Below are 14,771 nucleotides of genomic sequence, written 5' to 3'. Positions count from 1 at the left end.
GCTCCAGCGCCCCATATGATCGGTCAGCCGGAAAGGCCATGTCGCACACCTCATCACACAATGCCGCTGCCATGCTGGCACCGGTCACCCTTCCCGGCTGCACATTCGCTGACCTGAAGTTTGACAACGCCGATCATCCTCACAGGATCCTTCTCTACCGTCCCGACAAACCGGCACCGCCGGAGGGTTGGCCGATCCTGTACCTGACCGACGGCAACGCCTGTTTTGCGACCGCTGTCGACGCCCTGAAAGTGCAGGCGAGCTATCCGAACGGGACCAATGTCGCGGAAGGCGTGATCGTCGCCATCGGCTATCCCACGGACGAGCCCTATGATCCGCTTCGCCGCTCCTGGGATTTGAGCCCGCCGCCCGGACGGGTCTATCCGCCATTTTTCCCCGATACGCCGGATGTAAGGACCGGCGGCGGCGAGCGCTTTCTGACGCTGATCGAAGACGAGCTCAAGCCCTGGATAGAGCAGCAGCTACCGGTCGACCGCTCACGCCAGACGCTTTTCGGCCATTCGTTCGGTGGCCTGTTCACGCTCTACGCACTGTTTCGTAAACCCAATGCCTTCAGCCGCTGGATTTCCGCAAGCCCAGCGATCTACTGGGAAGATGCCGCTATTCTTTCGATGGAGAGAGAGTTCCTGGACAGGCACAAGGAGCCGCTGGGTACGGAACTGCATCTTTCCGCCGGTCAGTATGAAGGCGAGATCCTCGCGCCCTTCCATAAAGGCACAGCCGAAGAGCAAAAACGACGGGAACGGGCAAAGGAAACGCGCACGGTAGAACTCGCTCGCGACATGGCTGAGAGATGGACCAAACTGGCGTCATCCACAGGAACGATCACCTTTGAGGAATATGCCGGAGAGAACCACATGTCGGTCCTCCCGGTCGCGCTGAACCGGGCCGTACAGATCGCATTTCGAAGAAAGAAATCGATCTGAAATTCATAGGCTTGCGGCCTAAAGTTGCAGCTTGATCTCCGACTAGATATCACTCTTCGTGCATTCGGCGCGACGGAGCGCATTCGGCGTGCATTTCTGGCCTCTTGCGGCACGCCAATCGGTCAAAATTAACCCTTGGTTAACCATAATCACCTTTATTTGCTATAGTGAATACAAGGACTTGATTCCAAAGACCGTCGCGCAATTTGCGATGAATGTGACCACACAGGATTGCCGCGATCTAAGAGATGCATTTTTCAAAGACGATAACGTTGATGATATTGGCCTGCCTCGGCGCCGGCTGCACGACGACCGGCCAGGTTCGTCAGTCGATCGGCGTGGAAACGGTTACGAGTGACAAGGCACTGGCCTTTCCACCGCCCGGCGGACCGGCGATCGTCAATGTGGTCGAGCGCAGGCATGCCAAGGATGTCGAGCAGACGATCGCGCTTTCCACCTCGTCTTCCGTCTCAGGCCAGAATTTCCTCAAGGTTCAGTTTCTTGGGCTAACGGGTTCAAGTCCCGCGCTAGGAAGCCGGCCCTACAATACGATCAGCGAAGGCGCGATTGCTCGCGAAATGGCAGCCGCAGTGCCTGGCGTGCGGCTCGCCCGCTCGGCGACCTTCGTTCAGAACAATTACGGTCCCTTTGGTTATGCCTCCGGCCAGAGCCATGCCGGCGATACCTGTCTTTATGCCTGGCAACAGGTGAAGGCCGGCTTTGCGCCGCCGCAGGATCAGCGTAATTTCGGCATGGTGCAGGTGCGCATCCGGCTCTGCGACGCCCATGCGAGCGAACGCCAGCTGTTGAGCACCGTCTACGGCTATACGATCGCCGGCCATTTTACCGGCGCAGCGCTCAACCCTTTTGGTGCACCGCGCGGCGCTGATGCCGTTTTAGGCAAGCCCGGCGAACCGGTCTATCCCGACGCCATCCCTTATCGCACGGCACCGATCAGCATCGGCTACCAGAACCGCCCGGTCGCACCGCGCCCTACAGCCGTGCGCCGACCGGTCATGACACAGCCGCAGACGGCACCAGTTCTGCCGCCGATGATCGGCCCGCGCGTACCGCTGCCGGATGGGCAGACCGATCAGCCGCAGATGAATGGCGCGAATGGTGCAAGTTCGATGGTTGCGCCGCCGCCTGTAAATACCGCAAGCAATATCATCGTGCCTTTACCGGACTGTAACGGAGCAACTGGCATATCTCAGGGGTGCCGCTAGCGGGCGGCACTGCTTGGGGGCGCCAGGATGGCGTCTGGCAATACCTTTGAAGGGACACCGATGCATACTGCACGCAGCATCTTGATATGGGCCGTGATAGCGCTATGCGGGATCCTGCTGATTACGTTACCGGTCAACCTTCAAACGCAGTTGATTGCCAGCACCGTGGTCGTCACCCTGATGGCGATCATCAAGATCCTCAAGCGTCAGGGAACCTGGCGACTCGTGGCGCTTGCCTTCGGTACCGCGATCGTTCTGCGCTATGTCTATTGGCGCACGTCCTATACGATACCGCCCGTCAATCAGCTGGAAAACTTCATTCCCGGCCTGCTGCTCTATCTGGCGGAAATGTACAACGTCGCGATGCTGATGCTCAGCCTCTTCATCGTCGCCACTCCCCTGCCGCCGCGCACCAGGCGCGCCTCCGAAACCAAGCACTTTCCGAGCGTCGATGTCTTCGTGCCGTCCTATAATGAAGACACCAACCTTCTTGCCAACACGCTTGCCTCCGCCAAGGCGATGGACTATCCGGCCGACAAGCTCAAAGTGTGGCTGCTCGACGATGGCGGCACATTGCAGAAGCGCAATTCGACCAAGATTTTGGAATCGCAGGCCGCAATTGCCCGCCACGACGAACTCAAGCGGCTCTGCGTCGATCTGGATGTCGAATATCTGACGCGCGATCGCAACGAACATGCCAAGGCAGGCAACCTCAACAACGGGCTGGAGCATTCGAGCGGCGAACTGATCGCCGTTTTCGATGCCGACCATGCGCCTGCGCGCGATTTCCTTCGCGAAACCGTCGGCTACTTCGAGGACGACCCGAAGCTTTTTCTCGTTCAGACCCCGCATTTTTTCATCAATCCGGATCCGTTGGAGCGCAACCTGCGCACCTTCGACAGCATGCCGAGCGAGAACGAGATGTTCTACGGCATCATCCAGCGCGGCCTCGACAAATGGAATGCCGCCTTCTTCTGCGGTTCGGCCGCCGTGCTCAGCCGCAATGCGCTGCAATCGCAAAATGGCTTTAGCGGCATCAGCATCACGGAAGACTGCGAAACCGCGCTTGCGCTTCATGGCGCCGGCTGGAACAGCATCTATGTCGACAAGCCGCTGATTGCCGGCCTGCAGCCGGCGACTTTCGCAAGCTTCATCGGCCAGCGCAGCCGCTGGGCGCAAGGCATGATGCAGATCCTTCGCTTCCGCTTCCCGCTTCTGAAGCGCGGGCTGACGCTGCCGCAGCGCCTCTGCTACATGTCGTCGACGCTGTTCTGGCTGTTTCCGTTTCCGCGCGTTATCTTCCTGTTTGCGCCGCTCTTCTATCTCTTCTTCGATCTCGAGATCTTCACGGCATCAGGCAGCGAGTTCCTCGCCTATACGCTTGCCTATATGCTCGTGAACCTGATGATGCAGAACTATCTTTATGGGTCGTTCCGCTGGCCATGGATTTCCGAGCTCTACGAATATGTACAGACGGTGCACCTGTTGCCGGCCGTCGTCTCAGTCATGCTCAATCCCCGCAAACCGACCTTCAAGGTCACGGCCAAAGACGAATCCATCGCCGTCAGCCGGCTTTCGGAAATCAGCCGTCCGTTCTTCGTCATCTTCGCCGTTCAGATCATCGCGCTGGCGGTCACCATATATCGTATCTATGCGGAGCCTTATAAAGCCGACGTCACCCTTGTGGTCGGCGGCTGGAACATCATCAACCTCGTCCTTTCCGGCTGCGCACTCGGCGTCGTCTCCGAACGCGGCGAGCGTGCCTCTTCGCGGCGCGTCAGGGTCGACCGCCGCAGCGAGTTCGGTGTCGACGGCCGTTGGAATTCCGCCTCCATAGAGGACGTCTCCGTCCATGGCGCCAGGTTGAACGTCTTCAACAAGGATATGGAACCGGTCAAGATCGGCTCGGAAGCCATCATCCGCTTCCAGCCCTATAGCGGCGCCGACATGGTGACTTTGTCGGTCATCGTTCGCAATGTCGAGCAGATGGGTGATATTACCGCGATCGGCTGCCAATATGTTCCGAGGGGTGCTGCCGACCATCGCCTGATTGCCGACCTCGTCTTTGCCAATTCCGATCAATGGACGAAGTTCCAACAGGCACGGCGGCGCAATCCGGGCATCATCCGCGGAACCTTCTGGTTCCTGAGCATGTCGCTCTATCAGACCAGCCGCGGCCTGATCTACCTGTTCCGGGGTGTTGGCTCCGATCGCACGCAGCAGCGGCAGGATGCGAAGGCCAGAAGCTGATGAACCGCGCCCTCCCTGCCCTCCTGCTTCTCCTTGGCGCCGTTACAGCACAGGCACAGATGATGCCTTTCGACATGTCCGGCGAGCGGCCGAAAGGCGAAGCGCCGACGGTGCCTCAGATCATAACGCCGCAGACAGAGCCGCCGAAGGCGACGGTGCCCCCGGTCACAGCACCTCAGACCGTTGCGCCACAGACCGTCGCTCCTCAAGCTACTCCGCCCCTGGTCATGACGCCGCCGGCCGTTACTCCGCAAACGGCAGTGCCGGAGGTCGCAATCCCTGTCGCCCCCACCCAGACGACACCGCAAGTGGCGCCGAAGGCGAGACAGATTGCCGCCAGTACCGACCCATCGGCATTTCGGCGCTATGTTGTTCCCTTCGCAAAGCTGCGATTGGAGGGAGAAGCCGATCGCAAGTCCTGGTCGATCTATCTGACGCCGGAGCAGGCCGCGGCACCCGCAAAACTTAGCTTTGCCTATCAGAACGCCGTCGTCGTCGCCCCCGAGGCATCGCAGCTTACCGTCTTCGTAAATGACCGCGCCGTACATCAGCAGCAGATCGGCTCATCGGACAACGAGTCGGATATCAGCTTCGATATCCCGCGCGGGCTCCTGCAGCCCGGCGCCAATCTGTTGACCTTCGAGGCGACGCAGCGGCACCGCGTCGACTGCGATATTCCGTCGACCTACGAGCTCTGGTCCGATATCGATCCCGCAAGAACTTATCTCAGCTTCGCCGGGCGCGAAGCGGAAAAACTGTCGACAACCGACGCAATCCGCGCGATCGGTGTCGACGGCACCGGCAAGACGCAGTTCAATCTGGTCGTTCCGGCACTCGCCCAACCGGGAACGACCAAACCGATCCTGCGTCTGGCGCAGGGATTGGCGCTTTTGAGCGGAATGCCGAACGAAACCTTTTCGTTCGGCACGGATGCGCTACCCGCGTCAGGCCCAGGCAAGATGACCGTCGTCGTCGGCACGCCAGCGGAGCTACAGCCCGTCTTTGCCGTTCCGGTCGCAGCGCAAAATGGGGCCCTGGCGACGTTTGCGACGGACCCACGCAGCGGCCAGCAGCTTCTCCTTATCAGCGGTCCGTCCTGGCAGGCGATCGCATCTGCGATCGACATGGTTGTTTCGCCGACCGACCGCGACCCCGATACCCGTCGCGATCTGCTGGTAACGCAACGATGGTCGGCACCCGATGCCCCGCTGATCTACTCGGGCACCAGCCTTTCCTTCGAACAGCTAGGTGTCAGGACGACGGAATTTTCCGGGCGGCGTTTCCATACAAGTTTCAACGTGGCAATCCCGTCCGATTTCTATGCGAATGCCTATGGCGAGGCCACCATCCTGCTCGATGCGGCCTATGCCAAGGATGTGCGTCCGGGCAGCCATATCGACGTCTATGTCAACGGCAGTATCGCCACGACCAAGCCGATCACGGTGACCGGCGGCGGCATCTTCCGGCAATTGCCCATCCGCATCACCATGCGGCATTTCAAGCCCGGCCTGAACACGATCACGCTTGAAGCCATGTTGCTGGCAGAGGAGGATGCCGCCTGCGCGCCTGCGGCGACCTCGAGCACGACGCCACGCTTTGCATTGTTCGATACCAGCCAGTTCACCGTCCCGGATTTTGCAAGGGTCGCACAACGACCTAACCTCGCAGCCCTTGCCGGCACCGGCTATCCCTACAATCGCCAAACCGAACCGACCGCACTCTTCATCGACCGCGCGGACACCGATACGCTGTCCGCGACCGCGACGCTCCTCGGCCAGATGGCGCTTGTCGCCGGCCACCCCATCGCGCTGGAACCCACCGCCTCGCCAAGTACGGTCGGGACCCGCAATGCGCTGTTCATCGGTTCCGTCTCGCAGCTGCCGTCGACGATCCTCACCCAAATGAATATTTCCGCCTCGAGCCAAGTCGCCTGGCGCCCACCCGCCCCGGGCCAAGCCGGCATACCGGAGGCTTCCGTGACGATTGCCGATTGGCGCTCCCGCATCAGCGGCGGATTGCTGCAGGGACAGATGCAGAGCTTCCAGCAATGGATGCATCGCAATTTCGATATCACCCTGAGCTCGCTCCGCTTCATCCCCAGTTCCGAGCAGGTATTCACCCCATCGAATGCCAATAGCTTCCTGATCGCCCAGGAGGCAAATCCTACCAATGACGCGACCTGGACCGTTGTCACTGCGCCAAGTGCCGGAGACCTGCGTGCCGGCGCCGAGGCAATGACCGCGCAAAATACCTGGTCGCAGATCGGCGGCCGCATCACGGTCTATTCCGGCAAGACGGGAAAAATCGATACCGTGCCCGTGAGCCGGTTCACCTTTGTCGTCTCCCAACCCTGGTCGCTGACGAATTATCGGTTGATTGCCGCAAATTGGCTTTCCAGCAACATATTGTCCTACGCCTTCCTGTTCGTGATCGGTTCGTTCCTGCTCGGCGTGAGCACGGCAAGCGTTCTTTCCAAGATCGGCAGGCGCGAATGAAACTCCGGCGCCTTGTTCTTGCAGTCTGCAGTGCTGCCATCCTGGCGGCAGCGCAGCCGGCAGCCGCTCAACGCACGGCGGTCGATCCGCAGGCCTGGACTGCCTACAAAGCGAAATTCCTCGATGTGAACGGACGCATCATCGATAACGGCAATGGCGGAATCAGCCACAGCGAGGGGCAAGGCTATGGTATGCTGCTTGCTTACCTTGCCAACAATCCGGCCGATTTCGAACAGATCTGGTACTTTACCCGGACCGAGTTGCTGCTGCGCGACGACGGCCTTGCCGCCTGGAAATGGGATCCGGCCGTCATCCCGCATGTGACGGACACGAACAATGCGTCCGACGGCGATCTCCTGATTGCCTACGCGCTGGCCCTGGCGGGATCGGCCTGGAACAACAAGGATTATCTGCAGGCGGCTGCGAGCATGGCCAAGTCGATCCTGTCCCATGTCGTCATCAGTTCTGCAGGGCGCACGCTGCTCATTCCCGGCGTCGAGGGCTATCGGCCGCCCGGGCGCAAGGATGGACCGATCATCAATCCATCCTATTGGGTCTTCGAGGCGATTCCCGTCATGGCGCTGCTGGTGCCTTCCGATCGCTGGCAGAAGCTCAGCGATGATGGGCTTGCCCTGTTGCGCTCCCTGCAATTTGGTCCGCGCCAGCTTCCGGCCGATTGGGTCAGCCTGAAGGCGAAGCCGGAACCCGCGGCCGGCTTCGAGGCGGAATTCGGTTATAATGCCGTCAGAATCCCGCTTTACCTGGCGCGCGCCGGTATCAACGACAAGGTGCTGCTTTCACGTCTGCAGCAGGGCATGACCGTCGAGGAGGACGAGCCTGCAACGATCGATCTGGCGACAGGCAAGCCGAAGGACCTGCTTCCTGACCCGGGTTATAGAATTGTTAACGATGTTGTGGCGTGTGTGGTGAGCGGAACGAAACTGCCTGCTTCGGTTCGGCAGTTCGCCCCATCGCTTTACTATCCGGCCACCTTGCAGCTGTTGAGCCTGGCTTTCGTCACGGAGAGACATCCGGAGTGTTTATAAAGTCCACCTTGATCATGGCTTTCATGGCCGTCGCCGTGGCGGGGTTTACGCTCGCGACGAAGGATCACGATTCGCCGGAGGAAAAGATCAAGCTGGCAAAGTCGGCACGCCTCGAGCCGCAGACGATGCTGGCCGCCGATAGCAGCTCGGCCGGCAGCTCCGGACAGCCCGTCGACTTGCAGGCGCTTGCTGACCATATACAGGCGGCTGCGCCGTCGGCTGTTCTCTCCGACGCTGCCTCGAAGCCGGCAGATGCGGCGACTGCGGATTCGATCGCCCAGGCGGCCCCACAACAGGCACAGCCGCAATCAACGCAACAGCCATCGCCTCAGCGGGCCAATCCGGCACAAGCTGCTGATAATCAGCCGAAGGTCGACGAAAGCGCATTGCGCTATTTTGCAAGCCGTGGCGACAAGGCGCGGCTCCAGGCAGAAATCTCCCGCCTGCAGGCGCTCTACCCGAACTGGACGCCGCCAGCCGATCCGCTGGCCATTCCACAAAACAGCGACAAGCAGCTCGAAGCCATGTGGCAGCTCTATTCGGAGGGCCGTTATGCAGAGGTACGCAAGGCGATTGCCGACCGCCAGGCTACCGAAGCCGGATGGCAGCCGCCTGCCGATCTGCTGGAGCGTCTGGATATCGCAGAGGCACGCACGCGGCTCGTCAATGCCTCCGATCTGAAGCAATATCAGACCGTGATCGACATCGGCGCCAGGACGCCGAGCCTGCTGACCTGCAGCGATATCGACGTTCTCTGGCGCGTCGCCGAAGCTTTCATCCGCACCGATCGTGCAGCACGCGGCCAGGACGCCTACAAATATATTCTGAAGGCCTGCACCAATCCGCAGGAAAGACTTGCGACCATCCAGAAGGCAGCGGCTCTACTGCCCTATCAGCCGATGCAGGATCTCTTGTCGCTGGAAAAGCCAGACGGCAATGGCGGGCGGGAATTCGACAGCATAAGGACCGATCTGGCTCGCCGCTTCGTTGCCCAGGGAAATGACGATCCCAAGCTGGTAGTATCGCAGGACTATCTGTCTCAAGTCGAGCGTGTCGCCCGCAGCCAGGGCCTTGCATCCGATGATGCGCTCCTCGGCTGGTACTATCTGCGCCGCAGCGATTATCCTAACGCCGAGCAATGGTTCAAGGCCGCGCATGAGAAGGAAGATTCGGCAACGATCTCGCAGGGGCTGGCGCTGGTGCTGATTGCCGACCGCAAGCCGCAGGAAGCCGAAGACGCCATGTATAAATGGCGCAACGAATCCAAGGACGCGATGGCGACCTACCTCGCGGCAACCGCCAATCTGATGGCGCTGCAACCGCCGGCCAATCTCAGCGAAGATGTTCTCGGCCGTATCGCCGCGGAGGTCGTGAAGCAGAAATATGTCCCGACGGCCCAGCAGTTCGGGTGGTTTGCACGCTCGATGAACCAGCCGCAGGCCGCTGCTCGCTGGTTCGAGACGGCCCTGCGCTGGAAACCCGACGACGAGCCTTCCGCCTACGGCCTTGCCATTACGCGCAACCAGTTGAACGACCGTGTGGGCGTCGCCGAAGTCCAAAGATTATGGGCCGGTCGCTCCCAGCGTATCGCGGTGCTCGGCGAGCCGGCGCCGCGCACGCCGACGTCAGAACCGCTGCCGTCTCCCAATCAGGCTATGCAATCTGCCCCACAAACCCTGCCCCAGACAACGATGCAGCAAGGCGGGTCGCAGAATGCGCAGCCGATGGCCTCTCAGGTCGCGCCCCAGCCTCCAGTCACGCAGCCCTACGTCAACGCTGAGATCCCGGTGCAGCCAGTGGCTCCTGCCCGCCGTGCTCCTTCCCCGAATTATGCTGAACCGGCGGCCCGTGCCCGGGTGGCCACGCGCTCGGCACGCCAGCCGGCAGGATGCAATACCACCGTCAATGCGCAGCTGCTGACGCCTGCCAGTGCCCTTTCCCGCGGCTGGTGCCTGATGAACCTCAATCGGCCGATGGAAGCGGTTGAAGCCTTTGATATTGCCTTGAACAACACGGACCCAAAATCGCGCGAAGAAGCAGCCTATGGACAGAGCCTCGCCTATCTGCGGGCCGGCCTTGCCAACAATGCGGCCGTCGCTGCGACCAAGGCGCCGATGAACCACCAGCGCGCCGCCGAATTGCAGGTCGCCATATTGGCCGACCGCGCACTCTCTGCCTTCGAGGGCAAGCGCTATCACGAGACATTGCTCTATCTCGATCAACGCGCGCAACTGCAGCAGGAGCGCGTCGACCTGATGGTGCTGCGTGGATATTGCTATCTCAATCTCAAAATGTACGACGATGCGGAGCGCATCTTCACCGCCGTCGCCGCAACGGGCAGCCGCGATGGCAGCCGTGGCCTCAAGGATTTGCAGCTTACGCTACATCCGCCGCCGGGGAGTTATTGAGGGGCCGGCCGGACCGGTCGTCATCGGAAACAACTCCTGACGCGCTCTAGGGTACCTGTACGCCAGTCGCAGTCGTATATACCCGATACAACGATCGCGTCGCGGTGATGAACAACTGGTTTCGCTTTGGACCACCAAAAGTAAGGTTAGCGACCGTCTGTGGTATTTTGATTTTACCGATCAAAGTCCCATCCGCCGCAAAACAATGAACGCCGTCGCCAGCGCTTGTCCAGATGTTGCCGTCGACATCTGCCCGGAAACCGTCCGGAATGCCGGTGTCGATGTTGCAGAAGACCCGGCCGTTTGCGAGTTTCTTGCCATCCACAACGTCAAAGACGCGAATGTGCCTCGGGGCGCTGACGTCGTGGCTTGCCGCCGAGTCAGCAACATAGAGTTTCGTCTCGTCCGGCGAGAAGGCCAAGCCGTTCGGCTGGCGGAAATCATCAGCCACGACATCCAACTCCCCCGTGGACGGATCGAGCCGGTAGACGTTGCGGGCCGGCTGCTCCGGCTCTGCCTTGTAACCCTCGTAATTCGAGAGAATGCCGTAGGTGGGGTCGGTAAACCAGACCGTTCCATCCGAGCGGACGACCACGTCATTGGGTGAGTTCAGGCGCTTGCCCTTATAGCTATCGGCAAGAACGGTAATGGAGCCGTCGATCTCCGTGCGCGTAACACGGCGGCCGCCGTGTTCGCACGATATGAGCCGCCCTTGACGGTCGCGCGCATTGCCGTTGGCGAAATTCGACGGCGCGCGGAAGATCGAGACATTGCCGCCGGGCACCCAGCGCAGCATGCGCTCGTTGGGAATGTCGCTCCAGATCAGGCATCCGGCATCGGCAAACCAGACCGGCCCCTCCGCCCAACGGCAATCCGAATAGAGCTCCTCCAAGCCCGCGCTCGGAACGATCAGATTGCGGAAGCGCGTGTCGTAGATTTCGTAGACGGACGAGACGTCGTTTGGCATCGCAGTTTTCCTAGGGGTCTTTTGGGAGAAAGTTCAGCGCCCGCCAATGGGACGGCCGCCGGCAACGAGAATGACAGCAATAATGATCAGGCCGGTGAGAACGAGCCTCGGCCCCGCACCGAAGCCATAAGTGTTCAGCATGGAGACGACCAGAAACATGAACAGCGAGGCGCCCCAGATGCCCGGTACGTTGGAATCGCCGCCGGCAACCGCCGTGCCACCGATGATGACGACGGCAATAGACATCAACAGATATTCCGCGCCCATGTTGAGGGCTGCGCCGCCGGAGAAGCTCGCGAGCAGATAGCCGCAGATCGAGGCGAGGATGGCGCAGAGCACATAGGTCGCAAGCCGCGTTCCATCGACCGGAATGCCGGCCATGCGCGCCGCAAACATGCTCTGGCCGATCGCCGATATCCAGCGGCCATAGATCGTCTTTTCCAGCAGAATCCAGGCAAGCGCCGACAGCAGCAAGGCGACAATGGCGACATTTGGTATGCCGAACACACCCGACGTTGTGAAATCGGCCAGATATTCGGGCGGCTTGATGCGCAGGCCGCGATTGCTCCAGATGGCGGTCGACTGAATGATGAAGCTCATGGAAAGCGTTGCAATAATCGGCGGAATGCGCAGCAGTTTGATCAGCGCGTAATTGCCGAGACCGATGCCAAGGCCGATGACGACCGACACCAGCAGACCCGGCACGATCATGCTATCTTCGACATTCATGAGTTTCAGCGCAATCGTACCGGCAAGCGTCATTGTGGCCGGTACGGAAAGATCGATATTACCTGGCCCGAGCGTGATGACGAACATCTGCCCGATGCCGACAATGACCGAGAATGCCGCAAAGGTGAGGGCAGCCTGAGACAGACCGATAGAACTGGCGCCGCCGGTGAAGAGGACGGTGATGATCCACACCGCGATTGCCGCGATGAACGACCAGATCCAGGGTTTGCGGCTGAGCGCGCGAAGAGGGATCATGATTGTTTCTCCCGCTTTTCGACACGATTGAGCAAGAGCCTGAGGGCGAGCACAATGATCAGGATCGCGCCCTGTGCGCCGATCTGCCAATCGGGCGATATCCGCAGAAACGACAGGAAGGAGCCCGCCAGGGTCAGTGTCAGCGCGCCGATGACGGCGCCCACAGGCGAAACGCGGCCGCCGGTAAATTCGCCGCCGCCGAGGATGACGCCGGCGATCGACAGCAACGTGTAGCGCAGTGCGATATTTGCATCTGCCGAGGTGGTGAGGCCGACCAGCGCAATACCGGAGAGCACTGCGAAGAGGCCGGCCAGCGCATAGGCTGCGGCACGCAGGCTGACGACGGACCAGCCGGCCCGCTGCAGCGATCGCTGATTACCGCCGACGCCGCGGATCAGCACCCCGAAGGAGGAGCGCATGACGATCAGGTGGGAAAACAGCGCGATGACGATGCTCGCTATGATCGCCATGGGAACAAGCGGCGGTTTCGAGGTCATCAGCCAGCGCGCCCAATCGGGCGCGGTGCCGCCTGGTGCTGGCAACAACAGAACCGCCAAGCCGCCCCAGACGAAGCTCATGCCGAGCGTCACGACGATTGATGGCAAATCCCTGATATAGATGACGATGCCGATCGCGGCGTAGACGGCAATTGCGGCCGCCAGAATGAGGATGCCGATGAGCGGAGAGGATTGCAGATAGGTCGCCGCGACACAGGCCGTGAAGCTGACAAAGGTCCCCATCGACAGGTCGAGATCGTTGACCGACATGATCATCATCTGCGCGATCGTCGCCAAAGCGATCGGAACGGCGAGATTGAAGAGCAGATTGAGGCCGATATAGCTCATGGCGCGCGGCTGCAGATAAAAGACCGCCACGAGCAGGACGGCAAGCGATAGCGCCGGAATGAGCAGGCGCAGGGTAGCAGATGACGGACGGCTCATGCGCCCTCCCCGGCAAAGGAAGCCGCCAGCACATTTTCCTCCGTGATGTCCTCTCCAACCAGCTCCGCGACGATGGCACCATCGCGAAAGACATAGGCGCGGTCGCAAAGACGAATCTCGTCCATCTCCGTCGAATACCAGATGAATGTCCGGCCGGACGAAGCCTCGTCGTTCAAGATCCTGTAGACCTCCTGCTTGGTACCGATATCGACGCCGCGCATCGGATCGTCCATCAGCACGATCGGCGCGGTCGTTGCCAAGGCGCGGGCGAACAGAACCTTCTGCTGATTGCCGCCGGACAAGGATAGAATGCCGTTTGCCATCGTCGGCGTGCGAATTTCGATACGGCCCTTCCAGTCCGCTCCAAGGCGATCCTCCCGCCCACCGTCAACGACGGACAGTCGCGAAAAATCGCCCAGTGAGGCAATGCTGAGGTTTTTCAGGATGCTCCACAGCGGAAACGTTCCGTTCAGGCTCCGGTCGCCGGCGACGAAGGCGATATTTGCCTGCCTGCCCGGCAACCAGTTGCTCGAAAGCGACCGATGGAGATCGAGCAGCATGTCGGTCTGACCGTGGCCGGCCAGTCCGGCGAGCCCTATCACCTCGCCCTTGCGGACGTTGAAGCCAAGGCCCTTGCCGCCTCGTGCCGGCAACGCAAGGAGAGAAGGCGATGCTGCGCCCTCCCCGCTCCTGCGCTTGCGGTCCTGCTCCTTGACGACACTGCCCATTGCCTGGACCAGACTATGAACAGTGAAATCCTGAGCGATGCGATCGGCGACGACTCGACCATCCTTCATGACGACGATGCGGCTCGCGGTCGAAAGGATCTCACCGAGAATATGCGAGATCAGCATGACGGCGCCACCCGCCTGCACGAAGCCGCGCACGTAAGCCATCAATTGCGCCGCAAGTCCCGCATCGAGCGAAGAGGTAGGCTCATCCAGGATGACCAGCTTCGGCTTCTCGCCGACGGTGCAAAAGGTGATCGCGATCTCCACCATCTGCCGCTCGGCGATCGAGAGTTCGCCGAGCGTCCGCATGACATCGATCCTATGGCCGGCAAAAATCTCGTCGAGCTTGGCGCGAACGATGACCGCCGCCTGCCGCCGCCAGTTCCAGCCGGTAAGGCCGCGATGGACGACCCGCATATTCTCGACGACAGTGAGATTGGGGGCGAGTGACAATTCCTGAAAGACGCAGCGTATGCCGTGCGCGCGAGCCGCGTTGACGCCGTGCACGGTGTCGTCTCCCTCATAGGTGACGCTGCCCTCGTGCGGGCTGAGACCGCCGTTTATGACGTTGACGATCGTCGACTTGCCTGCGCCATTGTGACCGACGAGCCCTATGCACTCGCCGGCATGAACCGTCAGGTCGGCGCCATCGAGCGCCTTTACGGCTCCGAAATGCACCTTGATGCCCCTGGCCGAGACGACGGCCTCTGGGCCGGCATCCTGTCTCTTCAAAGCATTATCTTTCGCTGCAATCATGGATCGTCCGGTCGGGCGTT

The 14,771-nt window shown here is 60.7% G+C and carries 10 protein-coding genes; 6 read left to right on the top strand and 4 right to left on the bottom strand.

The window, feature by feature from the left end; genetic code table 11:
* Window positions 1-38 precede the first annotated feature (38 nt).
* From GA0061103_RS06745 to GA0061103_RS06720, 6 genes are all read left to right on the top strand, one after another.
* Window positions 39-947: an alpha/beta hydrolase gene (locus GA0061103_RS06745; protein ID WP_092708368.1), complete on the top strand. Its 909-nt coding sequence runs from the start codon at window positions 39-41 to the stop codon at window positions 945-947.
* Between the two features lie 275 nt (window positions 948-1,222).
* Complete coding sequence (gene bcsN, locus GA0061103_RS06740) at window positions 1,223-2,173, top strand: cellulose biosynthesis protein BcsN (RefSeq protein ID WP_245304682.1); 951 nt, start codon at window positions 1,223-1,225, stop codon at window positions 2,171-2,173.
* 60 nt (window positions 2,174-2,233) lie between these two features.
* Entirely contained in the window at window positions 2,234-4,423 is a 2,190-nt protein-coding gene (gene bcsA, locus GA0061103_RS06735) for a UDP-forming cellulose synthase catalytic subunit (protein WP_092708362.1), read from the top strand.
* A complete protein-coding gene (locus tag GA0061103_RS06730) occupies window positions 4,423-6,918 on the top strand; it encodes a cellulose biosynthesis cyclic di-GMP-binding regulatory protein BcsB (RefSeq protein ID WP_208603486.1) in 2,496 nt (831 codons plus the stop codon). Before bcsA ends, GA0061103_RS06730 begins: the two co-directional genes overlap by 1 nt.
* On the top strand, window positions 6,915-7,964 hold the full coding sequence (locus GA0061103_RS06725; RefSeq protein ID WP_092708359.1) for a family 8 glycosyl hydrolase: 1,050 nt from the start codon (window positions 6,915-6,917) through the stop codon (window positions 7,962-7,964). Before GA0061103_RS06730 ends, GA0061103_RS06725 begins: the two co-directional genes overlap by 4 nt.
* A complete protein-coding gene (locus tag GA0061103_RS06720; RefSeq protein ID WP_425349462.1) occupies window positions 7,955-10,372 on the top strand; it encodes a polyadenylate binding domain-containing protein in 2,418 nt (805 codons plus the stop codon). The genes GA0061103_RS06725 and GA0061103_RS06720 overlap by 10 nt, the downstream gene beginning before the upstream one ends.
* 46 nt (window positions 10,373-10,418) lie before the next feature.
* Here GA0061103_RS06720 and GA0061103_RS06715 read toward each other — a convergent pair whose 3' ends face one another.
* From GA0061103_RS06715 to GA0061103_RS06700, 4 genes are read right to left on the bottom strand one after another with little or no spacing between them, the layout of a single operon-like run.
* A complete protein-coding gene (locus GA0061103_RS06715) occupies window positions 10,419-11,339 on the bottom strand; it encodes an SMP-30/gluconolactonase/LRE family protein (protein ID WP_092708356.1) in 921 nt (306 codons plus the stop codon).
* A gap of 33 nt (window positions 11,340-11,372) precedes the next feature.
* The gene (locus GA0061103_RS06710; protein WP_092708353.1) at window positions 11,373-12,323 is read right to left on the bottom strand and encodes an ABC transporter permease; all 951 of its coding nucleotides are present in this window, start codon (window positions 12,321-12,323) and stop codon (window positions 11,373-11,375) included.
* The gene (locus GA0061103_RS06705; protein WP_092708350.1) at window positions 12,320-13,264 is read right to left on the bottom strand and encodes an ABC transporter permease; all 945 of its coding nucleotides are present in this window, start codon (window positions 13,262-13,264) and stop codon (window positions 12,320-12,322) included. The genes GA0061103_RS06710 and GA0061103_RS06705 overlap by 4 nt, the downstream gene beginning before the upstream one ends.
* Window positions 13,261-14,751, bottom strand: a complete 1,491-nt coding sequence (locus tag GA0061103_RS06700) for a sugar ABC transporter ATP-binding protein (protein ID WP_092708347.1) — start codon at window positions 14,749-14,751, stop codon at window positions 13,261-13,263. The genes GA0061103_RS06705 and GA0061103_RS06700 overlap by 4 nt, the downstream gene beginning before the upstream one ends.
* Window positions 14,752-14,771: the final 20 nt, after the last annotated feature.

Source organism: Martinezella multihospitum, from assembly GCF_900094585.1.
In the GTDB taxonomy this organism is placed as follows: Bacteria; Pseudomonadota; Alphaproteobacteria; order Rhizobiales; family Rhizobiaceae; genus Rhizobium; species Rhizobium multihospitium.
Note: the sequence above shows the minus strand (reverse complement) of the source record. Positions and strands in the feature narration are given on the sequence as shown.